The organism is Ornithinimicrobium faecis (assembly GCF_023923225.1).
Taxonomy (GTDB): domain Bacteria; phylum Actinomycetota; class Actinomycetes; order Actinomycetales; family Dermatophilaceae; genus Ornithinicoccus; species Ornithinicoccus faecis.
Genome location: NZ_CP099489.1, coordinates 1,828,521 through 1,851,156, shown reverse-complemented (window position 1 = coordinate 1,851,156; position 22,636 = coordinate 1,828,521). Strand labels below are relative to the sequence as shown.

Below are 22,636 nucleotides of genomic sequence, written 5' to 3'. Positions count from 1 at the left end.
CCGCCCGGGGACACGGACAACCGCAGGGGCAGTCTGTCATGACAAGATCGACTTGTGCAGATCCTTCAGGGCGCTCATCCCCATCAGTCCGCCGGGGTCGGCGAGCACGCCGGCACCGCGGTGCTCCTCCTGCACGGCATCACCTCCACCCCGCAGATGGTCCGCCCTGTCGCCCAGCACCTGGCCGACCAGGGGTTTGCCGTCTCCTCGCCGCTGCTGCCCGGGCACGGCACGACCTGGCAGGACATGGCCACGACGCGGTATGCCGACTGGCTGGCTGCCACCGTCTCCTCCCTGGAGGCGTTGCGCGCCGAGCACGAGACGGTGGTCGGCTTCGGGGTCAGCATGGGTGGCGCGCTGCTCAGCGACGTCGCTGCGCGACGCCCCGAGCTGGTCGATGCACTGGTGCTGGTCAACCCGGCCTTCGCCGCGACCGACTGGCGCCTGAAAGTCATTCCGCACGTCAAATCCCTCGTCCCGGTTGCCCAGGCTCTCGCTGACGACATCCGGCGAGCGGGACCTCCGCGAGAGCTCGCCTATCGGTGGACACCGCTGAAGGCGTTCGACTCCTTCGTCGAGCAGTGGCCCCGGCTCGTGCGCCAACTCCCTGACGTCCACCAGCCCGTGCTCCTCGTGCGCTCACGCCACGACCGGATCGTCCCGCCGGTCTCCGCAGAGACGCTCCTGGGCGCGATCGGCAGCGAGGACGTCACCGTGCGGTGGTTGGAAGACTCCGGTCACGTGGCCCCGCTGGACCACGACGCCGAGGAGCTGATTGCGCTCACAACGCAGTTCGTGGGCAGGATGGAGCATGGCCACTGAGGGACCGGGGCGCGAAGACCGCCCCGACGACGCGGACGACATCGACGCCCGCTTCGAAGAGATCGTCTCCGGCCTGCGGGCCGAGCAGGACGCCACCAAGGCGCACCTGCGCGAGCAGCTCCGGCGCGCCAACCAGCAGCGCCGCTCCGCGAACCGCCCACTCGAGGGCTTCGACAACCCCAACCCGTGGCCTCCTGGCAGCCCACGCCGCCCCGATGCGTCAGCGCCCGGCACATCATCTGGGGGCACATCGTCTCCGGGCACGGGACGCAACACTCCGGGCCCCGTCGACGGCACCAACCCGCCCTGGTCCGGCCCACCAACCCCCCGACCGGACCAACGGCCGGGCCCTTCCACCCCCGGACCGGACCAACCGGCGGGTGGCCAGCCTCCGATCAGGCCGGCTGACCGCGGGAGCGAGCCTCCGCGGATGCCTCCAGCACCCCCGGAGCCGTCCTGGCGCGGCTGGGAGGAGTCGGACGAGGAGGAGCACTTCGTCCAGCCGACCCCGTCCCTGCCCGCCGGTGACCTGCACCTGTGGGCGATCGTCATCGGCCTGCTCGGCGGACCACTGCTGCTGGTCCTCAGCTCGATGTTCCACGTGCTCGACAGCGGCTGGTGGACAGCGACCGGCATCCTGCTGTCGGTCGGCGGCATCGTCCTGCTGTTCCTGCGCCTGCCCAAGAACCGGGACTACACCGACTCCTCCGGCGGAGCACAGGTCTAACCCCATCACCTCGTGAGTGCACCCAACGCCCCTCCCGGGTCGGTGAGCGCACTCACCGAAGGGTGAGCACTCGCGGCAGGGCGCAGCGCACTCGCGGCAGGGCGCAGCGCGCGGTGGCTGGCTAACCGGCGGGGGTGGTGTCCTCGATCGCCGGGTCGCCACCCTGGGCGATCTCGAGGTCGATCCAGACCGGCAGGTGGTCGGTCGCCGCGGAGACGAGCTCGCGCTCCAGCGTCACGTCCTGGTGCGACGAAACGGTCAGCTCGGGGCTGGCGAAGATCGCGTCGATCCAACTCTTCGGACCGGCCGACGGGAAGGTCGGGCGGTCTGGGGAGGCCAGCGTGAGCCGCTCCCCCAACACCCGCCACGCCTTGCCCTGCGAGCTCTCGTTGAGGTCGCCGCCGATCACGAACGGACCGTCCGCCAGCAACGGGTTGGCCGCGAGCTCCTCGAGCACCAGCGTCGCGTGCCGCAGGCGCTCGTCCGCGAGCAGGGACAGGTGGATCGAGGCCACCGTGATGTCCTGGCCACCGGGCACACGCACCTGCGCGGCGGTGTAGCTGCGCGGGTTCGCCCTCGGCGCCACCGGCAGCTTCTTGTCGACCGAGTCCGTCGACTCCAGGCGGGAGCTGGTCAGCATGCCGGTCCCCGACAGCCGCCGGGTGCGCCCGGACCACAGCAGGCCGCAGCTGCGCGCGAAGCGGGCGATGCGCCAGCCAGAGAACGGGTGCCGCGGCACCTCCTGGAGCAGAAGCACGTCGGGGTCGATGCGGCGCACAACCTCGGCTGCCGCGGCGGGGTCGTCCTTCAGTCCGCGCAGGTTATAGCTGGCGACCCTGATCCGTGAACTCATCCTCGTCCCGTCCCCAGCCGCGTGGCCTCACTGTGCTGACCGGCCTCCACTCGCACCAGGTCAGCGGCACCGATCATGCCAGCGAGGGGCCCGAGCTCGGCGGCCAGGATCGGGGCAACCGGGCGGTGCCCACGTCCGGTCAGCCGGCGCCCGAACATCTCGCGGGCCGGCTCCAGCAGCAGGTCCCCTGCCTCACTCACCCCGCCACCGACCACGATCCGGCCCGGGTCCAGTGCCGCGGCCAGGTTGGCCAGGCCCACCCCGAGCCACCGCCCCACGTCGCCCATGAGCTCCAGCGCCGCGACGTCACCGGCCCGCGCCGCCTGCGTGACGTGATGCCCCTCGACCCGCGCGGGGTCACCGTCGCAATAGGCCGCCAGCCCCGCGGCATACGGGCTGTCCTGCTCGAGCATCTCCCGGGCCTCGCGCTGCATGGCACGACCCGAGGAGTACTGCTCCCAGCACCCCCGGTTGCCGCACTCGCAGCGCTCACCCTCGGGGACGACCTGCATGTGGCCGAACTCGCCCGCCAGTCCGTGCCGGCCACGCTCCACACGCCCGTCGATCACCAGGGCGCCGCCGATGCCAGTGCCCAGCGTCACCAGCAGCAGCCGCGACTCGTCACGTCCGGCCCCGAAGCGGAACTCCGCCCACGCCGCCGCCTTGGCGTCGTTGTCGAGCACGACCGGCAGGCCCAGCCGCTGCGCGAGACGGTCGCGGATCGGCTCGTCGCGCCAGGCCAGATGAGGAGCGAAGACGACGGTGCGGCGGTCGGCCGAGACGAATCCGGCCGCCCCCAGCCCGACCCCGAGGACGGGTCCTGTTGCAGCAGCGAGCATCTCGGCCACCGCGTCGACGATGACCTCCTCGACGACCGACGGCTGGGTCGTCCGCCCCGGAGTGTCCCGACGGGTCTGTGCCACAACGGATCCCGACTCATCAACCAGTCCGGCGACGACCTTGGTGCCGCCGACATCCACGCCGATCGTCAGGGCTTGCTCAGTGACCACGAGCCGTATGCCGTCAGTCGCCGGCCGGCGCGTCCGCTGCGGGACGGTCGGTGGTTGGCTGGGCGTCGGGCGCCGTGGTGACCCCTGCCCGGCGTGCGGCCAGGTCTGCAGCGCCGATCATGCCGGCGTCGTTGCCCAGTTGAGCCAGGACGATCTCGGCCTGTCGCCGGTGGCCGCGCCCGGTCAGCTGCCGACCGAAGGCGGCCCGGGTGGGCTCGAGCAGCAGGTCCCCGGCCTCGCTGACACCACCGCCGATGACGATCAGCTCGGGATCCAGGACGGCCACCAGACTGGCCACGCCCTCGCCGAGCCAGCGCCCGACATCAGCAAAGAGTTCGGTCGCGGCGGCGTCTCCGTCGGTGGCTGCCTGCGTGATCATGTGCCCGGTCAACTGCTCCGGGTCGCCGTCGCACAGGTCGCTCAGGGTCCCGGCGTGCGGGCTGCCGCCGCCGACCAGTTCGCGGCCCTCGCGCACCAGGGCCGTGCCCGACGCATAGGCCTCGAGGCACCCCCTGTTGCCGCACCCGCACCGGTTGCCCTCGGGCATGACCCGCAGGTGTCCGATCTCGGCGGCGATGCCCTCGGAGCCGCGCAACAGCTCGCCGTCGCTGACGATGCCTCCACCCACGCCGGTCCCGATGGTGACCAGCAGCATGTCGTCCGCCTCGCTGGCCCCGCCGAAGCGGAACTCCCCCCAGGCTGCGGCGTTGGCATCGTTCTCCAGGAAGATCGGTCGGCCGACGATCTCGTCCAGCCGCGCCTTGAGCGGGGCGTCACGCCAGGCCAGGTTGGGGGCGAACAGCACCGTCCCACCGGCGGCATCCACGAAGCCTGCGCAGGCCACCCCCACGGCACCCACCTCATCGCCATCAGCGCGGCACTTGTCGGTGAGCTCACGCACGAGGTCCGCGATGGTCTGGGCGATGGCGTCGACGTCCTGCGCCGGGGTCTGCCGCTCGCTGCGGTGACGCAGGGTGCCGTCCTGCGCCACTGCGGCTCCCTTGATCCCCGTCCCCCCGACGTCGATCCCGACGTTGACCGTCACCGCATCACCTGTCACCGAGCCCTCCGCTCCTTGGTCGGGCTCTGTTTCGGCTGGTCATCCTCACCTGCGCGCAACTCGTCCTCGTCCTCGTCGTCCCAGTCGATGACGGCACCGGCTGGGCCAGCATCAGCCGCTGAGTGCGCTGCGCCAGCCTCTGGCGGCGCGGGGTCGGTCTCCGGACCTGGGTCGTGGCTCGCCTCACGCCGGGACTGGGCAAACAGCGACAGGCTCTCGGCTGCGGTGCTCAGCAGGTGCGCGAGCGAGTCCAGGGTGTCTGCCCCGATCGGCCCGGCCGCCGCCTTGGCGCGGCACCACGGGCACCCACGACACAGGTGCTCCTCAGCGTGTTCGCGCTCCTGCTTGTGCTCGTCCTCACGCGTCTGATCTTCCTGTCCCAGGGGACCCTCTGCGCTCACCCCGCCCGCACCGAACCCGGCCGACGCCTCGGCGTCGGTGTCGAGATCACCTGTGCGAGCGGCATACTCGGTGTTGCCTGGTCCTGCCGAGTCGTCTGGCACTGCGGACAACCAGCGCGTCGCGGCCTCGACCAACTGTCTGGCCTCGCGCTCGACCTGCTCACTCACCCCAGCGGCCCCGGTCACTGGACCACCCTCTCGGACAGGGACTTCAGGGCGGTGTCCACGATCATCTTCTCGGCCTTGCGCTTCATGGCACCCAGCATCGGGATCTTGACATCGACCTGCAGCTGGTAGATGACCTCGGTCCCCACACCGTCCGGGGCACCCTCCAGATCGACCGCCTTCAGGTCGTAGGCACCAGTCATCGCCTTCAGCGAACCGGCGCGCACCAGGTCCCAGGAGACGCGGCCCTCGCCGCTCTCGGTGAACGCCCAGTCGTAGTCCAGGACGTAGGTGTCCTTGATCAGGCCTGCCTCGATGCTGAACTCGACCTCCTGCGCCCAGCCCCCGTCATTCTCCGAGAGCACCTCGACCGACTTGAAGTCGGCCCACTCCGGATAGTGCTCAAAATCAGAGATCACGGCGATCACCTCGTGCGGGGGCGCGGGGATCAGGATGCTGGACTCGGTGCGGTCGGCCATGCACCGCAGGGTATACCGGCCGCAGTTAGAGTGGGATGCCCATCAACCATGCGTGCCAGGAGGCCCCGTGCAGGAGTTTGAGGTCCCACCGTTGATCCCGCCGCGTGAGGAGGGCAACCTGTCCGACATCGTGCAGGACTGGGCCGAGCGTGCACCGCAGCGGCCCCTGCTCTCCCGGCAGCACGACGAGGGATGGCGTGACGTCACCGCCGGAGAGTTCTCCCGCGAGGTGCGTGCTCTGGCCAGGGGTTTCATCGCCGCAGGCATCCAGGTGGGTGACCGGGTCGGTGTGATGAGCCGGACGCGCTATGAGTGGACCCTCTGCGACTTCGCGCTGTGGACCGCAGGAGCCGTGCCCGTCCCGATCTATGAGACGTCCTCCGCCTCGCAGGCAACCTGGATCCTGCAGGACTCCGGGGCCGTCGCCGTCGTCGTCGAGGCTCCCGCCCACAGCCAGCTGATCGCTAGCATCCGCGACGGCGCGCCCGAGCTGCGCGACGTGTGGCAGATCGAGGCTGGCGGCCTGGACGAGCTCGTGGCTGCCGGTGCCGACGTGCCCGACACGGACATCGAGGACCGTCGCGGACAGGTGACCCGCTCGGATCTCGCGACCATCATCTACACCTCGGGCACGACTGGTCGCCCCAAGGGTGCCGAGCTGACCCACGGCAACTTCCTCAACCTGAGCGAGAACACCATCGAGCGCCTGGATCAGGTGGTCCGCGCCGACGGGGCCAGCACCTTGCTGTTCCTGCCGCTGGCGCACGTCTTTGCCCGCCTCATCCAGGTGGTCGTGCTCCAGGCCGGCATGCGCCTCGGACACACCCCCGACATCAAGAACCTGCTGCCCGACCTGGCGTCCTTCCAGCCCACCTTCCTGCTGGCGGTGCCTCGCGTCTTCGAGAAGGTCTACAACGGGGCCGCGCAGAAGGCGATCGACGGCGGTCGGGGCGCCATCTTCCTGCGGGCCGCTGACGTGGCCCAGCGCTGGAGCCGCGCCCAGGACACCGGCGGCCCGGGGCTGCTGCTCAAGGCGCAGCACAAGCTCTTCGACGCCCTGGTCTACAAGAAGCTCCGCGACGCGATGGGTGGCCAGGTCACCTATGCCGTCAGCGGCGGCGCGGCGCTCGGCGAGCGCATGGGCCACTTCTTCCGCGGGATCGGCGTGACGATCCTGGAGGGCTATGGCCTGACCGAGACCACCGCCCCGATCTCGGTGAACACCCCAGAGCTCATCAAGATCGGCACCGTCGGTCAGCCGCTGCCCGGCGTGGGCGTCAAGATCGAGCGCGGCGAGCTGCTGGTCCGAGGCGTCAACGTCTTCCAGGGCTATCTGAACAACCCGGAGGCCACCGCTGCCGCCCACGACGACGAGGGCTGGTTCCGCACCGGTGACCTCGCCGAGCTCGACGAGCAGGGCTTCATCAAGATCGTCGGTCGCGCCAAGGAGATCCTGGTGACCGCCGGCGGCAAGAACGTCTCCCCCGGCCCGCTCGAGGACCAGCTGCGGGCCACGCCGCTGATCTCCCAGGCGCTCGTCGTCGGCGAGGGCCAGCCCTTTGTGGCGGCCCTCATCACCCTGGACCCAGAGGTGTTGCCAGGCTGGCTGGAGCGGCACGACCTGGTCGGCCTGTCTTTCGCCGAGCTGCGTGAGAACGACGTGCTCCGCGATGCGGTCCAGCGGGCTGTCAACTCCGCAAACGAGTCGGTGAGCAAGGCCGAGTCGATCCGCAAGTTCGACCTGCTGGAGAACGACTTCACCGAGGACAACGGTTATCTGACGCCGTCCCTGAAGCTGAAGCGCAACCTGGTGGTCAAGGACTACGCCGCGCAGATCAAGGCGCTCTACAGCTGACGAGGCCCCGCTGAGGGCGGAAGCACGATGAAGGGGCGCAGGTGGATGGTCACCTGCGCCCCTTCTGTGTCACTGCACGCCGTGTCACTGCACGTCGTGTCACTACACGCGGTCTCACCCCACTGGCAGCTCAGTCAGTGTCTTGGGTCAGCGTTGACCTGTCCGAGCCGCCAGCGGCGGTGTTGACTCAGCGGTGCTTGTTGTTGCCTCGGTCGTGCGGCACCTGCACCGTGACTGACGCGGTCGTGCTGTTGCCCGCGGCGTCGGTCGCTTCGTAGGTGATGGTGTAGACGGCGTTCTTGACCGCGCGCACCCGGAACTCGGTGTCGCTGACGACCTCGATGTCCGCCCGGCTCGGGCCCTCGACCGTGGCACCGACCAGGGTCACCGTCACCGGCTCACCCGAGTCGTCGGTGGCCTCGATCGTGGTCTCCACGTCACGCCAGCGGTTGTTCGGCGGCCAGATCTCGGGGCTGTCGACCGTGACCGTCAGCTCCGGCGGTGTGGTGTCCGCCGGCTCGTCCAGCAGGTCGAGACCGATCAGGACCGGGTCGTGGTCGCTGGAGCGGAACGCGTCGGGTGCATAGAGCGCGTCCTGAGCGTCCTGCTTGAAGGACATGTCGTAGTCGATGAGGGAAACCTCGTCGGCGTTGATGGTCCACGCTGCGGCGTCCGTGACCTTGCTCGCCAGTGCCTCGTTGGCCAGGGCGTGGTCGAGATAGCCCAGCTGCCCGTCGAAGACGTAGGAGTAGGCGAACTCGCCCACGTGCTCCAGCAGCAGGTCGGTGAACCCACCGGCCTGGAGGGCCACGATCGGGTCCTCCTTGTCATAGGCGTTGAGGTCACCGATGATCAGCGTGTTGTCCACGCCGGTGCCGGTGGGGTCCTGAGCCAGCCAGTCCACCATCGCCTCGGCCGCCTGGGTGCGCACGCCGTTGCAGTTGCCCTGACCGTCCGGGTCCTCCGGGTCACCGACGTCCTCACAGCCTGACCCCTTGGACTTCAGGTGGTTCACCGCCACCGTGACCGCCTCACCCGTCGCGACCTCCTCGAAGGTCTGCGCGAGGGTCGGGCGGTTCTTGCCGTCCAGGAAGCGCGGGTCGTCCTCGGTCGTGAGTGTCGCAAAGTCACCGACCGGGGTCACCTCAGCGGGCTGATAGATGAAGGCCGTGGTGATCTCGTCGGTGCCGATCGTGCCGGTCGCAACATACTCGTAGGTCCCGGCGCCGACCTCGGCGTTGAGCGCCTCGGTCAGCGTCGAAACCGCGACGTCGTTGTTGTTCTCGATCTCGATCAGGCCCACCACGTCGGCGTCCATCTCGGCGAGGGCGGCCACGATCTTGGCCTCCTGCCGGTCAAACTCCACCAGGTCGTCCGCTCCGCGGCTGCCCATCGTGGTGAAGTAGTTCAGCACGTTGAACGACCCCACTGTGACGTCGCCGCCCACCTCCGGAACCTCCGGACGCGGTGTCACGGCGGTGTAGTCAGCACCCTGCGTCGGCTGCAGACCCCACACGTCGAACCGGTAGTCCAGAACACCGGTCGCGTTGGTCACCAGGTCACCGCCGCGGAAGATGTTGTCCAGCGTGAACTCCTCGCCGTTGGGGTGGATCGCCGGGTCGGGGTTCTGGTTGCCGCGTCCGTCGTCCAGCATGATCCGGTTCGCGAGGTTCTCCGCCAACAGCGCCTCCGCCTCCGGCGAGCCGGGTGCGTGGACAGCAGTGGGCTGGAACTGACGCTCGGTGCCGAGGGCGATCTGGCCATAGCGGCCATAGTTGAAGTACTCCAGGATGGTCAGGTCCTCGGGGAAGGTGACATACATGCCCTCGTAGCGCTCGTGGTCACTGATCGGCAGCTCCAACACGATCGGGTCGGGCACCTCGCCGTCAGTGGCGCAGATCGTGACCGCAGAGGCGCTCACCTGGGTCATGCCAAAGTGCTCACCGGCCGTGCCGGTCACGCGCACGCTGTCACCAACCTCGACTGCAGCACCGCCCGGGGCGTAGACGAAGACGCCGTCGGAGGTCGCGGGGTCCCCGTCGCCAGCGTCCTGCACGTAGTAGCCGTCAAAGCCGCCGTCCTGGAAGTCGCCCACGACGATGCCCTCGATGTCAACGGTCTCGTTGAGCATCGGAGTCTCGTCGCCAGAGCCCTGGACCGCACCGATCGCGGTCACCGGGTCGCCGCACGTGCCGCCGGGCGGCGGCTCCTCGGCCTCGTAGACCTCGTTGGGGGCACCCGGGGTGTTCCACGCCTGCCCCGGCGCGGGCGGGCCGTCAAAGCCGGGGAAGCCGGCCTTGTTGAAGTCGTTGCGCACCCAGTCAGCGGTCGTGTCGGTGTCCGTCCCGTCCGGGATGCGTGACGCTGCTCCCGGCACGAACTCTTCGCCGTCATAACCGTCGGTCAGAGCAGTCTCGGAATAGATCACGTCGTCGACGTTGCCGTCCAGGATGGCGACCGAGTCGACAATCTCGGTCCAGGGCGCGTTGTCGATGACCCCGTCCTGGTCGGTGTCAATGACCGTGCTGGCGGTGCCGGTGTAGCCGGAGACCAGCAGGAGCGTCAGCGTGCCATTCTGGACGCGGTTGGCCGGCAGGTCGAGCGACCAGAGGCCGGCGTCGTCGGTGCTGCCGACCGCGTCAACCGTGATGACAGAGCCACGCGAGTTGGATTTGCCGTCACCCTCGACCTGCAGGATCGACAGGTCGGAGTAGTCGGTCTCCGGAGCACCGATAACCTCGTAGAACTCCAGGTCGGTGCCGGTTGTGCTGATCGAGAACTCGTTGATCACCGGGCTTGCTGGCTCGACCGCGCCGCAGTCCACGGTGTGGCTGCCGAGCCCGTCGAAGGTGTCCTCCGGGAAGCCGGCCCACTCGAGCGCAGGGTCGAAGGCATCGTCCGGCGTGGTGTCGCCGGTGCAGATGTCGGCCAGACGGCGCAGGGTGTTGTCCGCCGTGCTCACGTCCCCACTGCCCCACTGTGAGCCGGGGTCGACGCCGACCTGACCGAGGGAGTCGACGACCGCGCCCGCGCCGTCACGCAGCACGATGGCGTCGTCGCCGTTGAAGAATCCGGCACCGCTGGTCTGGTCGGCCTGCGCCAGGATCGCCGGGTCGGCGGCGCTGTGCGCCAGGACGTAGGTGTCCCCGTCGACCAAGGCGCCGTCGAGCGAGAGCGTTAAGCCGGCGGAGTCCGAACCGTTGGAGTACGTCTCCACGGTGTAGCCGTCGAGCGCCACCTCGGCACCCGTGCCGTTGTAGAACTCCAGGGCCTTGTTGTTGCTCGAGCCCTCGATGTACTCGCTGATGATCAGGTCATCAGCCGCCGCGGCCGAGACCGCGGGGGCAACCTCGGGGGCGGCAACAGTTGGCAGAGCGGCAGCGCCAGCAAGTCCGGACAGGACCAGGGACGCAGCGCCGACGGCGGCTGTGCGCCGCCGTGTCACGCGTGCATGCATGAGATGAACACCTTCGTTCGGGACAGGGTGAGCCCGCGACTGGCGCGGGAGGTGGCGCTGAGCCTAGAGCGCCCAGGGTCGCCGCGGAAGGCTTTCGGCCAAGCAGTCTGTGAACGACATCTGCCGGGAAGGTGAACCAATCGGCCAACACCACTGGCCGTATGCGGAGGCGCACCCCGCCAGGACGCGTGCCGGTCAGCGGGTGGCAGGGGCAGAAGATCAGGATGCTCAGAGTGTGGTGAGCCACTCGCCCCAGCCTGCGAGGGCCTCAGCCTCGGACACGCCAAGCACCTGTGGCACCGCATCCGTCAGCGTGCTGCCGCCGGCGACCACCTCATAGAGCTCGACAAGCTGCTCCTCCGACCAGGTGTCGGCCAGATAGAGACAGGCCAGCCACGCCAGGGCATAGCCGCCCCACGTGCTGCCCTCCGCCGGCTCGTCTGCTCCGTCACCCGCGGCACCGACGGGACCTGGCGCAACCGGTGCAGACCCCAGGTCTGGCCAGTCGGTCGGCACCTGGCCAGCCCGCACAGGGTCCAGGGCTGACCCGGCGATCGCGGCGGGCGCCAGGTCCGAGGTCCGGTGGGCGGTGTATTCGGCCAGTCCTTCGCCCAGCCAGCCCGGCACTCCCCCGTCACCTTGCATGCTCAGGTGCGTCACCTCGTGCGTGAGGACCGCCTGCCGTCCCTCTGGAGTCAACCGGTCCCAGGAGTCGGGATGGACGACGACATGCGCCTCGTCGAGGCTGCCCACGGTCACGGCGGGCGCCTCCTGGCTCGCGGGAGCTCCTCCGGTCAGCTCGGCGAACTCCGCGGCCGAGCCGGGCAGGACCACCTCGACTGGCCGGGCGACAGCGTCCTCACCCCAGAGATCCTCGACCTGACCCAGCGCGACCCCGGCCATCGCCTCGTAGGCCTCGATGCGCTCGCCCGGCGCGGTCCCGCTGACCTGGATCTCTGCCCCACCGCAGCCAGCCAGGACCAGGACCGACAGCACAGCCAGCACCGCACCGCGGCCCCGAGCCCTCGTCGTCCTCACCGCGTCAGGTTAGAGGTGTCGGGTGAGAAAGGGGGTGGTGCACCGGTGCTGCCGAGGTGCACCTCGGCATACGGCCCGTCTCAGCCCACCGCCACGCTGGGCGTCGTGCTCTGGGCGCGTGCGCCGTGCGCTTCGACCCGGCTGATCAGCCCGGCCCGCGCGAACGCCTCAACAGCCTCGGTCTCCTCAAAGTCCAGCGACATCGTGGCCGCACGCTCTCGTGGCTCCTCCGCGAGCTCGAGACGTCGTGGTCTCGGCTCCTCCAGCCACGCCCTGGCCAGCACCGGCACGAAACAGTCGCCGCAGTGCCGCCCGCGGACCGGGCACGACTCGCAGTCAATGGTCAAGCTCATCGCTCTCACCTCCGTCTGGATTTCTCCTGATGTGCAAAAACGCTAGGGGCGAGGACTGACAGACCCCCCGACACGTGACTTCCGAACCTCATAAGCCCCACCCGTCCCAGGCGTCACACGCTCGCTCTCGATCCGACGACACGCCCGGGATCCACGAGCTCGATTCTGGGGTCAGAACCCCCGTGCCCGGGATGTCTGCGGCGCTGTGTCAGTGGTCGGTCATACGTTCGGTGCATGCAGATGGTGCAAGAGACATTCGACGACCTGGGGGTCGCCCTGTCGGATGTGACGTTCGTGGTCGTCGACCTCGAGACGACGGGCGGCTCCCCCGCCGACTGCGGCATCACCGAGATCGGCGCCGTCAAGGTGCGCGGCGGTGAGATCCTCGGCGAGTTCCAGACGCTGGTGCGCCCGAGCACGCCGATCCCGGCCTTCATCTCGGTGCTGACCGGCATCACCAACGCGATGGTGTCCGACGCGCCCCGCATCGCGTCGGCCCTGCCGGCCTTCCTGGAGTTTGCGCGCGGCTCGGTCCTGGTCGCCCACAACGCTGGCTTCGACGTCGGTTTCCTCAAGGCGGCCGCGGCCCAGACCGGCCACCGGTGGCCGGGGTTTGCGGTGCTGGACACGGTGCGACTGGCTCGCCAGCTGGTGCACCGCGACGAGGCACCCAACCACAAGCTGTCCAGCCTGGCGGCCCTGTTCAGCGCGACAACCACCCCCGATCACCGGGCCCTGCACGACGCGCGGGCCACGGTGGACGTGCTGCACGGGTTGATCGAGCGGGTCGGCAACCTCGGGGTGCACACCCTTGAGGAGCTGCAGAGCTATCACAGCAGGGTGACCCCGGCGCAGCGCCGCAAGCGCTTCCTGGCCGACGAGATGCCCTCTGCCCCAGGGGTCTACGTCTTCAAGGATCACCGTGGCGAGCCGCTCTATGTCGGCACAGCCGTCGACATCCGGCGGCGCACCCGCACCTATTTCACGGCCTCGGAGACCCGACGGCGGATGGCCGAGATGGTGGGCATCGCCGAGTCGATCACCCCGATTGTGTGCGCGACCCGCCTCGAGGCGCAGGTGCGCGAGCTGCGGCTGATCGCCGAGCACAAACCGCGCTACAACCGTCGATCCCGGCACCCGGAGAAGGCCCTGTGGGTCAAGTTGACGGTCGAGCCCTTCCCGCGGCTGTCGATCGTGCGTCAGGTGCGCGGCGACGGTGCGCACTATGCCGGCCCGTTCGGGTCCCGCAAGAGTGCCGAGGCTGCTGTCACCGCGGTCCACGAGGTGGTGCCGCTGCGGCAGTGCACGCAGGCCCTGTCTGAGCGGTCCCGCAAGAGCGCCTGTGTGCTCTTCGAGATGGGTCGGTGCGGCGGTCCCTGCATCGGTGAGCAGACAAGCCAGGAGTATGCCGAGGTCGCCGGTCAGGCGGCCACGGCCCTGATCGGAGATGGTCGGGACGTGCTCAGTGCGCTGCGCGCCCGGTTGGACACCCTGGCCGAGCAGGAGCGCTTCGAGGACGCCACCTCGCTGCGTGACCGGATGCTTGCCCTGGTCCGCGCGTCTGCACGGGCGCAACGTCTGGCACCGCTGTCGCAGGCGCCCGAGATCGTCGCGGCTCAGCGCCGCGAGTCTGGCGGGTGGGAGGTCGTCTGTGTTCGTTACGGCCGGCTGGCCGGGACGACAATCACCCCGCGGGGCGCGGACCCGATGCCCTACATCGACGCACTGCGCGCCACGGCCGAGGTGGTGGCTGAGCCGACCGCCCCGGCGCCCGCCGCCCACCCGGAGGAGGCAGAGCTGGTGCTGAAGTGGCTGGAGACCCCCGGCACCCGGTTGGTCACCATGGAGGGCGAATGGACCTGCCCCGTCGGCGGTGCCGGGGGTGCCCGCGCCGAGTTGGAGCCGATGTCGCGCCGCTGGAGCGAGTTCTCCGAGCCGTGGGGTGAGCCGCCGTCGGTCAAGCCTCTGGAGCGGCCGCCCGGTGCCCTGCGGGCGAGCGGCTGACCGGCGCAGCCCGGTCCGCATTAGAGTGGTGCTGTGATTTCCGCCATCGTGTTGATCAAGGCCGACGTAGCCCGCATACCCGAGGCCGCCCAGGCCATCGCCGAGATCGAGGGGATCTCCGAGGTCTACTCGGTGACCGGCAACGTCGATCTGATCGCGGTGGCCCGCGTGTCCAAGCACGAGGACTTCGCCGACGTCATTGCCGACCGCCTCAACAAGATCGACGGTGTGCAGGAGACCGAGACGCACATCGCGTTCCGCACCTACTCCTCCGAGGACCTTGAGGCTGCCTTCTCCATCGGCCTGGAGTGACTCCACGCGCCGGGGGCGTGATGTGACCACATCATCGGCCGCCGCGCCTGGCCCCGGGGTCGTCCCTGTCTCGGCCTGGCCCGACCTCAAGATGAGCGCGCCCCTGACCGTGCGAGACCTCTATCTTCTTGCGGGTAGGGCGTGCGAGACCTTTATCTTTTTCCGGGTGGGCGTGCGAGACCTTTATCTTTTTGCGGGGGTCAGGCGCGTCCGAGCATCCGCTGGGGTTGGCCGCTGAGCGCGAGGTTCATCACGCAGCCCGAGGCCACGCGTGCGCCCTGCGTAAACGGCAGCCGGCGGGCCTGCCAGCGCGCCAGGCCGAACCGTGACCCCAGGACAGGGGCCAGGCTGACGGCGTCGATGATCGCGTCGCCGGCGCCGCGCCCGAGGTTGGGTGTCATGGCGTGCGCGGCGTCCCCGATCAGCACATAGCGGCCCCTGGCATAGCGCCCCATGCCGGGCGCCACCCAGAGCTTGGTGACCACGACGCGCTCTGCCCGCGCGCCGGCCAGGACCTGCTGCACCGGTGCGGCGACGCCGGAGAAGACATCCCGCACCTCCGCCAGCGCCTCCCGTGGGTTGATCGGCTCCGGCCCGAGGGTGCTGCGGTGCGTGGTGAACCAGTAGGCACCGGACTGCAGCGGCACCAGCCCGAAGAGTCGGCCGCGGCCCCAGTACTCCCCCACGTCGCCAGTGTCCGGGGGCTGCTCCGAGAGCCCCCGCAGCGCCAGATAGCCCGTGGGCGTCCGCTCGGGACGACTGCGCCGCACCAGAGCACGCACCCGGCTGCGCACACCGTCGGCCCCCACAACGATGTCGGCGTCGAGCGCGCTCGGGTCACTGATCAGCGCCTGCTCGCGACGAACGGTCGACGGCAGGCAGGCCTCCAGCGCGGCGAGCAGCTCGGGCCTGGGCACGATCGTCAGCCGCGCGCTGGCGGAGGGCAGGAGACGACGGCCAGTGCGCAGGTCCCGGATCGTGCCGCCCGCCACGGAGGCCGTATGCCGATCCACCACCTCCCCAGCACCGATGCGCCGGAGTGCTCGGGTCGCCGCCGGCCAGAGCGTCAGGGCGCTGCCCGAGGCAGCCCGGTCGGGCTCAGCCTCGTGGATGGTGACCGCGAAGCGTGCCGGGTCGAGCGCGGCGGCCAGGGCGAGCCCCGCGATCCCACCGCCGACGATCGAGACCCGCGTGCTCGTGCTCACAGGGTCCACCGTGGCACGGCGTGTGGGCCTGGGAGCAGCTCAGCGCGCACCTGAGGGCCAACCATGGCCAGCGTCTGGCCGCAACGAGTGCGAATCTTTACGAACCCGTTGCCGCAACCCAACGGTCGATGACCGCCGCGGCCTTCCCAGCATCGATCGAGTCCGTTGCCCGTGCGACCCCGGAGCCGATGAGGGCCTCGAACTCTTCCTGGGTCTGCGGGTGCTGAGCGTCCGTGTCGGCCGCAGCCACCGCCAGGGCAGTGCCGGCGTTGAGCAGCACCGCCACCCGTGCGGCACCCTGCTCGCCGTCAAACAGGCGACGGGCCACTCCCGCGTTGTGCTCGGCGTCAGCGCCGCGCAGTTCGGACACCGGGTGAGGGCTCAGACCGACCATCTCGGGAGACAGCGTGAACTCGCGGACCGTGCCGTCGTGGACCCACCAGACGTGCGAGGTGCCGGAGGTGGTCAGCTCGTCCAGACCGTCATCACCACGGAAGATGGCCGCGTCCTTGCCGCGGCCGGCGAAGACCCCGGCCACCAGCGGCGCCATCCGGGCATCGGCCACGCCGACGGCGGCATAGCGCGGCTGCGCCGGGTTGGTCAGCGGCCCCAGGAAGTTGAAGGCCGTCGCGATCCCCAGGTCCTTGCGCACCACGGCGGAGTGCCGGAAGGAGGGGTGGAAGGTCAGCGCGAAGCAGAACGTGATCCCGACCTCGTGGAAGACCCGCACGACCTGCTCGGGCGTGGCGTCCAGCCGGATCCCGAGTGCCTCGAGGACGTCCGCAGACCCGGACGATGACGAGGCGGCGCGGTTGCCGTGCTTGACGACCGGCACGCCGGCTCCGGCGGCCACCACGGCGGACATCGTGGAGATGTTCACGGTGTGGGCCCGGTCGCCGCCGGTGCCGACGATGTCCAGGCTGGGTCCCGTGACCTCGAAGCGCAGGGCGTGCGAGAGCATCATGTCCGCCAGGCCCTGCATCTCGTCGGCGGTCTCGCCCTTGGTGCGCAGCGCGGCCAGGAAGGCAGCCAGCCGCGCGGGAGAGGCCTCACCGAGCATGACCCGGTCCATCGCCCAGGCAGCCTCCTGCGTGCTCAGGTCACCGCCGGAGCACAGCGTGGTCAGCAGGTCCGACCAGGTCGTGGTCGGCTCCTCACTCACGGGCGGACGAGACCCGCGAGGCCCTCGGCCAGCTCGGCCGGGCGCAGCGGGTGGGAGACGACGGCGTCGGCCTGCGACCAGGCCGCGAGCCACCCGTCGCCGGGGCGACCGATGAGCACCATGATCGGCGGACAGTCGAAGACCTCGTTCTTGATCTGGCGGCACACCCCGAGACCGCCATACGGCTGGGCCTCGCCATCCAGGATCAGGACGTCGAACTTCTCCTCCTTCAGCGCCAACATGACGGCGTCGGAGGTTGCACACTCGTGCCAGGACTCGACGGTCACACCCTCGGCCGGGCGTCGACCGACGCCCATGCGCACCGCGTCGCGCGTGGCGCGGTCGTCGCTGTAGAGCAGGACGGAGATGCCGGTGACGGCGGACTTGGCCTCGGTCTGGACGGTCATGAGTCGAATCGTACCCATCTCTGCGCCCCACCTCGTGAACCGGTGGCACGACGTGCCCCGAGGCACCCTCGAAGCCCGCGCTGAGCCGCCCACTCAGGGTGGGGCCGGTGCACCTGCGGGACCACTCCGCATACGGCACAACCACCCTTCGGGTGCTGCGGGGCACGCCCGAACGGAGGGTCACTGTCCCTCTGCCCCCCGGGTAGGCAATAATGGCCCGCGTGGCGATGACAACAGCAGCAACATCAGGCGCACCAGGGCGTCCCCTGGAGGCGACCCAGGGACCAGCGACCCGACCCAACATGACCCAGGTCGGCGTGATGGTGTGGCTGGGCAGCGAGATCATGTTCTTTGCGGGCCTGTTCGCGATGTACTTCACAATCCGCGCCGTCTCCACCGAGCTGTGGGACGAGAAGACTGCCCTGCTCAACGTGCCCTTCGCGCTGACCAACACCCTGATCCTGGTCATCTCCTCCGCGTGGTGCCAGTTTGGTGTGTTCCGCGCCGAGGAGGGCAAGGTCTCCCGGTCCGGTGGTCTGCTCGACTTCCGCAAGTGGGGCATGCGCGAGTGGTTCGTCCTGACCTACCTCTTCGGCTCGGTCTTCGTCGCCGTCCAGGTCTGGGAATACGCGACGCTGATCAGCGAGGGCGTCATGCTCAACTCCGACCCCTACGGCTCGGTCTTCTACATCACCACCGGCTTCCACGGCATCCACGTCTCGGGTGGCCTGATCGCCTTCCTGCTGATCATCGGCCGCAGTTTCACCGCCAAGCGCTACACGCACGCCCAGAAGGTCGGCGCCCACGTGGTGTCCTACTACTGGCACTTCGTTGATGTCGTGTGGGTCGCCCTGTTCTTCATCATCTACGTCCTCCAATGACCGCCCGCCAGCCACATCCCCTGACCCACCCCCGACCGAGGAGCGCCGCGTGAGCAAGCTTGCCGCATCCCGACGCAGCCCGATCGCCCTGATCGTTCTGCTCTTCCTGGGCCTGACCTTCACCGGCACCGCCTACGCGGCCCTGCAGCCCTCCACCTCCCCGGACGCCACCGCGGCCTCCGCAACGGCCAGTGACGACGCTGAGGAGGGCAAGAAGCTCTTCCTCGCCAACTGCGCCAGCTGTCACGGCACCAACGCCGAGGGCAAGAAGGGCATCAACACCGCCGGTCCGTCCCTCGTCGGCGTCGGCTCGGCAGCGGTCGACTTCCAGGTCGGCACCGGCCGTATGCCGATGGCTAACCCTGCCGTCCAGGCGCCGGAAAAGCCGAAGGTCTTCACCGACAAGGAGATCGAGCAGCTCGGCATCTTCATTGACTCCCTGGGCCCGGGCCCCTCGGTGCCGGACGCGCAGTACATCGACCTGGTCAACGCCGACATCGCCAACGGTGGCAAGATCTTCCGCACCAACTGCGCGATGTGCCACAACTCCTCCGCTCAGGGTGGCGCGCTGACCCGCGGCAAGTACGCCCCCTCGCTGATGGGTGTCGAGTCCAAGCACATCTACGAGGCCATGCTCACCGGCCCGCAGTCGATGCCGGTCTTCAACGACCACACCATCACGCCGCAGGAGAAGGAAGACGTCATCGCCTTCGTCAAGAACATCGAGGAGGGCGGCAACGACTTCGGTGGTCACACCCTGGGCTCCATGGGCCCGGCCGGTGATGCCCTGTTCATCTGGACCATCGGTATCGGCCTATTGATCGCGGTGGCGATCTGGCTCGGACGAAAGGCTGCCTGAGCACATGAGTGACGACCAGATCGCGGTGCCCGAGCCGCACGCGACGCCGGCGACCACCGGCGGCACCGACACAATCGACCGGTTCGACAACCCCGGACTCCCCCCGCACCGCCCGCGTCGCTCCGACGTCGATGCGAAGGCCGCCAAGCGCGCCGAGCACCAGGTGTCGGCCCTGTTCACCCTGTCGGTGCTGGCCAGCATCGCCTTCGCCGTCTGCTACTTCGTGGTGGACCCCAACCTGCGCGGTCGCCTGATCCTCATCGGGCCGATGAACCTCTATCACCTGATCCTCGGGCTGACGATGGCCGTGTCCCTGCTGGGCATCGGTCTGGGCGCGATCCACTGGGCCAAGACCCTGATGCCCGACACGGAGATCGCTGAGGAGCGCCACTTGATGGCCTCTGACCAGGCCTCGCGCGATGAGACTGCGGGCGTCCTGTCCGCCGGCTTCCGCGAGGCCCAGCTGGACCGTCGCCCGGTCCTGCTGGCCCTGACCGGCGGGGCCCTGGCACTCTTTGCGATCCCGGTGGCGCTGCCGACCATCTTCGGTCTGGGCCCGTTGCCCGGTGACACGCTCGAGTCGACCGTGTGGAAGCGCGGCATGAAGCTGATGATTGACCCGTCCGGCACCCCGATCCGCCCGGAACACCTGACGCAGGGCACCGTGGTGCACGTGATGCCCGAGGGGTTTGTCGGTGACAACCACGAAGAGGACGGCCCGAGCGCGCTGGAGATCATGGAGGCCAAGGCCACGGCCTCGGTCCTGCTGGTCAAGCTCAACCCCGGTGACATCCAGAGCCAGAAGCAGCTCGACTGGGGCGTCGATGGCATCGTCGCCTACTCCAAGATCTGCACCCACGTCGGGTGCCCCGTGGCGCTCTATGAGCGGCAGACGCACCACCTGCTCTGCCCGTGCCACCAGTCAACCTTCGACATGACCAACGACTGCGAGGTCATTTTCGGCCCGGCGAAGCGGCCCCTGCCGCAGCTGCCGATCATGGTGGAGAATGGTTACCTTGTTGCGGCTGACGGCTTCGCCGAGCCGATTGGCCCGAGCTACTGGGAGCGTGGCTGATGACGACGATTCCGCAGGGCGCTAGCTCCGTCCGCGATCGGTCCACGACCGAGACCTCGAGCGACGACACCAAACCTTCCCTGCCCCCGCCCCTGGTGTGGGCCGATGAGCGCCTCGGCGTTGGCAGGGGCATGGGCGGCCTGATGCGGAAGGTCTTCCCGGACCACTGGTCCTTCCTGTTGGGCGAGATCGCGATGTATTCGATGATCATCTGCCTGATCACCGGGACCTTCCTCACCTTCTGGTTCGTGCCCAGCATGGGCCACGTCATCTACGACGGCTCCTACGTGCCGCTGAAGGGCGTTGGGATGAGCGAGGCCTATGCCTCGACACTCGACATCTCCTTTGACATCAAGGGCGGTCTGCTGATCCGCCAGCTGCACCACTGGGCGGCTCTGCTGTTCATCGTGGGCATCGCGCTGCACGTGGCCCGCGTCTTCTTCACCGGCGCGTTCCGCAAGCCGCGCGAGCTCAACTGGGTCATCGGCACCGTGCTGTCGCTGCTGGCCTGCATCGAGGGCTTCGCTGGTTACTCCCTGCCGGACGACCTGCTCTCGGGCACCGGCATCCGCGCGATGAACGGCTTCATGTCATCGGCCCCCGTGATCGGCACCTACCTGACGTTCTTCGTCTTCGGTGGCGAGTTCCCGGGCGAGGCGATCATCCCCCGCCTCTATATCGCGCACGTGTTGCTGCTGCCGGCGATCCTGGTCGGACTGTTCGCCGTGCACATCTTCCTGGTGTTCTGGCAGAAGCACACCCAGTACCCCGGCCCGGGCCGCACCAACACCAACGTGGTCGGCTTCCCGCTCCTGCCGGTCTACACCGCCAAGGCCGGTGGCTTCTTCTTCGTCGTCTTCGGCATCACGGCGTTGATCTCGGCCACCGTGACGATCAACGCGGTCTGGGCCTATGGGCCGTATGACCCGGCCCAGGTCACCGCAGGTTCACAGCCTGACTTCTATATGTGGTTCTCCGATGGAGCACTACGACTGTTGCCTGGCTTCTTGGAGTTCACGCTCTGGGGCTTCACCTTCAGCCCCCAGATCTTCCTTGGCTCGCTCGTCCTGCTGCCACTGGTCTGGGTGATCCTGGGCGCCTATCCGTTCGTGGAGCAGTGGGTCACCGGCGACAAGCGGGAGCACCACCTGCTGGACCGCCCGCGCAACGCGCCAGTCCGCACGGCCATCGGTGCCGCGGGCATCTCGATGTATCTCGTGCTGGCCCTGGCCACGGTCAACGACATCATCGCGGTCAAGTTGTTCCTCTCGATCAACGACATCACGGTGGCCCTCCGGATCCTGTTCTTCGTGGCTCCGGTCGTCGTGTTCATGGTCACCAAACGACTGTGCCTGTCCCTGCAGCGCGCCGACCGGGACCTGGTGCTGCACGGCACCGAGTCCGGCCGCATCATGCGGACGGCAGAGGGTCGCTTCTACGAGGTGCACGAGGACCTCAACGAGCACGACCGCTGGCACCTGGTGCAGCACGAGGCAATGCATCCGCTCTCGCTCACCGAGGGATCGGACACCGACGAGTACGGCGTGGACCGCCCCCGTGGCATCGCCTACAAGGCGCGCCGAGCCCTGTCGGAGTTCTACTTCAAGGACCGGATCGACCCCGTCACCCCGTCGGAGCTCGCTGCGGCCCACCACCACGGCGAGGCGGAGGCACTGCCCGGCGGCCACGCAGAGGCCCTCGAGGAGTCGCACACCGACGAGCACGCGAGTCTGCGCTCGGACGACCGCCACTGACGCGCTCGTCCCCACGCACGGTCCCGATGGTCGTGATGCCACTGGCATCACGACCATCGGTCGTTTGTGGCTGCGTGCACAGGCGCACAGGCTGACGCAGAGACTGACCGTTCCCCCGGCATACTGGAGGGGTGACGCACGACGAGCAGTTCCCCCGCCCAGAGTCCCCCGGCCCCGACTCCCCCGGCGCCGATTCCGCGGCTGCCGACGATCACCGGCATGGCGACCACGATCTCCCCGAAGATCCGGTGGAGATGGACCGTGAAGAATTCGAGAACGCGGTGGGTGATGCCCTCGACGACGTGCCCGTCGAGCTCATGAACCTGCTGGACAACGTCGTCTTCTTCGTCGAGGACGAGCCGCCGGCCGATGACCCCGACCTGCTGGGCGTCTACGACGGGGTCCCACTCACTGAGCGTGACGACGGATTCTTTGGCGGCATGCCGGATCGCATCACCATCTTTATGGGCCCCACGCTGCGCATGTGCCGTGACCGTGCAGAGGTCATCGAGGAGGTCACGATCACTGTCGTTCACGAGATCGCACACCACTTCGGCATCGACGACGCCAAGCTGCACGCTCTCGGCTGGGGCTGAGTCGTCCCGCGTCACCGAAACCTTCACACTGCCCACACGACAGCCCAGACCGACCGTCTGAGGCTCCCCAGGCCGACCGTGGCCGGTCGTCCAGACCAACCTGCTCGGGCTGCCCAGACCGGCCGTCTCAGGCCTCCCCCAGACCGGAACGTGTCAGGCCT

21 protein-coding genes are annotated in these 22,636 nt (G+C 68.9%); 10 read left to right on the top strand and 11 right to left on the bottom strand.

Translation table 11 applies throughout. The features are described 5' to 3' along the window. Positions 1 to 54: 54 nt before the first annotated feature. Positions 55 to 822: an alpha/beta hydrolase gene (locus NF556_RS08520; protein WP_252595211.1), complete on the top strand. Its 768-nt coding sequence runs from the start codon at positions 55 to 57 to the stop codon at positions 820 to 822. Then, a complete protein-coding gene (locus tag NF556_RS08515) occupies positions 812 to 1,549 on the top strand; it encodes a hypothetical protein (RefSeq protein WP_252595210.1) in 738 nt (245 codons plus the stop codon). Before NF556_RS08520 ends, NF556_RS08515 begins: the two co-directional genes overlap by 11 nt. A gap of 121 nt (positions 1,550 to 1,670) precedes the next feature. Here NF556_RS08515 and NF556_RS08510 read toward each other — a convergent pair whose 3' ends face one another. Genes NF556_RS08510 through NF556_RS08490 form a run of 5 tightly spaced genes read right to left on the bottom strand, consistent with a single transcriptional unit; the run spans position 1,671 to position 5,517 of the window. Beyond that, the gene (locus NF556_RS08510) at positions 1,671 to 2,402 is read right to left on the bottom strand and encodes an endonuclease/exonuclease/phosphatase family protein (RefSeq protein WP_252595209.1); all 732 of its coding nucleotides are present in this window, start codon (positions 2,400 to 2,402) and stop codon (positions 1,671 to 1,673) included. Beyond that, on the bottom strand, positions 2,399 to 3,412 hold the full coding sequence (locus NF556_RS08505; RefSeq protein WP_252595208.1) for an ROK family glucokinase: 1,014 nt from the start codon (positions 3,410 to 3,412) through the stop codon (positions 2,399 to 2,401). The genes NF556_RS08510 and NF556_RS08505 overlap by 4 nt, the downstream gene beginning before the upstream one ends. Positions 3,413 to 3,425: 13 nt before the next feature. Continuing rightward, entirely contained in the window at positions 3,426 to 4,472 is a 1,047-nt protein-coding gene (locus NF556_RS08500; RefSeq protein WP_252595207.1) for an ROK family glucokinase, read from the bottom strand. Further along, positions 4,469 to 5,059, bottom strand: a complete 591-nt coding sequence (locus tag NF556_RS08495) for a hypothetical protein (protein WP_252595206.1) — start codon at positions 5,057 to 5,059, stop codon at positions 4,469 to 4,471. The genes NF556_RS08500 and NF556_RS08495 overlap by 4 nt, the downstream gene beginning before the upstream one ends. Continuing rightward, a complete protein-coding gene (locus tag NF556_RS08490; protein WP_252595205.1) occupies positions 5,056 to 5,517 on the bottom strand; it encodes an SRPBCC family protein in 462 nt (153 codons plus the stop codon). Before NF556_RS08490 ends, NF556_RS08495 begins: the two co-directional genes overlap by 4 nt. A 67-nt stretch (positions 5,518 to 5,584) precedes the next feature. On the opposite strand from NF556_RS08490, the gene NF556_RS08485 reads away from it, so the two are divergent. Continuing rightward, positions 5,585 to 7,372, top strand: a complete 1,788-nt coding sequence (locus tag NF556_RS08485) for an AMP-dependent synthetase/ligase (protein WP_252595204.1) — start codon at positions 5,585 to 5,587, stop codon at positions 7,370 to 7,372. A 187-nt stretch (positions 7,373 to 7,559) separates the two neighbouring features. On the opposite strand, the gene NF556_RS08480 is transcribed toward NF556_RS08485, so the two are convergent. The 3 genes from NF556_RS08480 to NF556_RS08470 all read right to left on the bottom strand — a co-directional run bounded on the left by NF556_RS08480 (position 7,560) and on the right by NF556_RS08470 (position 12,220). After that, on the bottom strand, positions 7,560 to 10,829 hold the full coding sequence (locus NF556_RS08480; protein ID WP_252595203.1) for an ExeM/NucH family extracellular endonuclease: 3,270 nt from the start codon (positions 10,827 to 10,829) through the stop codon (positions 7,560 to 7,562). Positions 10,830 to 11,057: 228 nt separating this feature from the next. Beyond that, positions 11,058 to 11,867, bottom strand: coding sequence for a basic secretory family protein (locus tag NF556_RS08475; RefSeq protein WP_252595202.1), 810 nt, complete (start codon positions 11,865 to 11,867; stop codon positions 11,058 to 11,060). Positions 11,868 to 11,947: 80 nt separating this feature from the next. Beyond that, on the bottom strand, positions 11,948 to 12,220 hold the full coding sequence (locus NF556_RS08470; RefSeq protein ID WP_252595201.1) for a hypothetical protein: 273 nt from the start codon (positions 12,218 to 12,220) through the stop codon (positions 11,948 to 11,950). Between the two features lie 234 nt (positions 12,221 to 12,454). Here NF556_RS08470 and NF556_RS08465 point away from each other — a divergent pair, with 234 nt between their 5' ends. Then, the gene (locus tag NF556_RS08465) at positions 12,455 to 14,224 is read left to right on the top strand and encodes a DEDD exonuclease domain-containing protein (protein ID WP_252595200.1); all 1,770 of its coding nucleotides are present in this window, start codon (positions 12,455 to 12,457) and stop codon (positions 14,222 to 14,224) included. A gap of 33 nt (positions 14,225 to 14,257) precedes the next feature. Next, a complete protein-coding gene (locus NF556_RS08460; protein ID WP_252595199.1) occupies positions 14,258 to 14,536 on the top strand; it encodes an Lrp/AsnC family transcriptional regulator in 279 nt (92 codons plus the stop codon). A gap of 200 nt (positions 14,537 to 14,736) precedes the next feature. On the opposite strand, the gene NF556_RS08455 is transcribed toward NF556_RS08460, so the two are convergent. From NF556_RS08455 to NF556_RS08445, 3 genes are all read right to left on the bottom strand, one after another. Further along, entirely contained in the window at positions 14,737 to 15,741 is a 1,005-nt protein-coding gene (locus NF556_RS08455; RefSeq protein ID WP_252595198.1) for an FAD-dependent monooxygenase, read from the bottom strand. Positions 15,742 to 15,838: 97 nt separating this feature from the next. Next, positions 15,839 to 16,903: an anthranilate phosphoribosyltransferase gene (trpD, locus tag NF556_RS08450; protein ID WP_252595197.1), complete on the bottom strand. Its 1,065-nt coding sequence runs from the start codon at positions 16,901 to 16,903 to the stop codon at positions 15,839 to 15,841. After that, entirely contained in the window at positions 16,900 to 17,310 is a 411-nt protein-coding gene (locus NF556_RS08445; RefSeq protein ID WP_252595196.1) for a response regulator transcription factor, read from the bottom strand. The genes trpD and NF556_RS08445 overlap by 4 nt, the downstream gene beginning before the upstream one ends. A gap of 227 nt (positions 17,311 to 17,537) precedes the next feature. Here NF556_RS08445 and ctaE point away from each other — a divergent pair, with 227 nt between their 5' ends. The 5 genes from ctaE to NF556_RS08420 all read left to right on the top strand — a co-directional run bounded on the left by ctaE (position 17,538) and on the right by NF556_RS08420 (position 22,475). Beyond that, complete coding sequence (gene ctaE, locus NF556_RS08440) at positions 17,538 to 18,191, top strand: aa3-type cytochrome oxidase subunit III (protein ID WP_252595753.1); 654 nt, start codon at positions 17,538 to 17,540, stop codon at positions 18,189 to 18,191. Positions 18,192 to 18,240: 49 nt separating this feature from the next. Then, positions 18,241 to 19,050, top strand: a complete 810-nt coding sequence (gene qcrC, locus NF556_RS08435; RefSeq protein WP_252595195.1) for a cytochrome bc1 complex diheme cytochrome c subunit — start codon at positions 18,241 to 18,243, stop codon at positions 19,048 to 19,050. A gap of 4 nt (positions 19,051 to 19,054) precedes the next feature. Beyond that, positions 19,055 to 20,125, top strand: a complete 1,071-nt coding sequence (gene qcrA, locus NF556_RS08430; RefSeq protein WP_252595194.1) for a cytochrome bc1 complex Rieske iron-sulfur subunit — start codon at positions 19,055 to 19,057, stop codon at positions 20,123 to 20,125. Continuing rightward, a complete protein-coding gene (gene qcrB / locus NF556_RS08425; RefSeq protein WP_252595193.1) occupies positions 20,125 to 21,879 on the top strand; it encodes a cytochrome bc1 complex cytochrome b subunit in 1,755 nt (584 codons plus the stop codon). Before qcrA ends, qcrB begins: the two co-directional genes overlap by 1 nt. Before the next feature lie 254 nt (positions 21,880 to 22,133). Continuing rightward, entirely contained in the window at positions 22,134 to 22,475 is a 342-nt protein-coding gene (locus NF556_RS08420) for a metallopeptidase family protein (RefSeq protein WP_252595752.1), read from the top strand. Positions 22,476 to 22,636 lie beyond the last annotated feature (161 nt).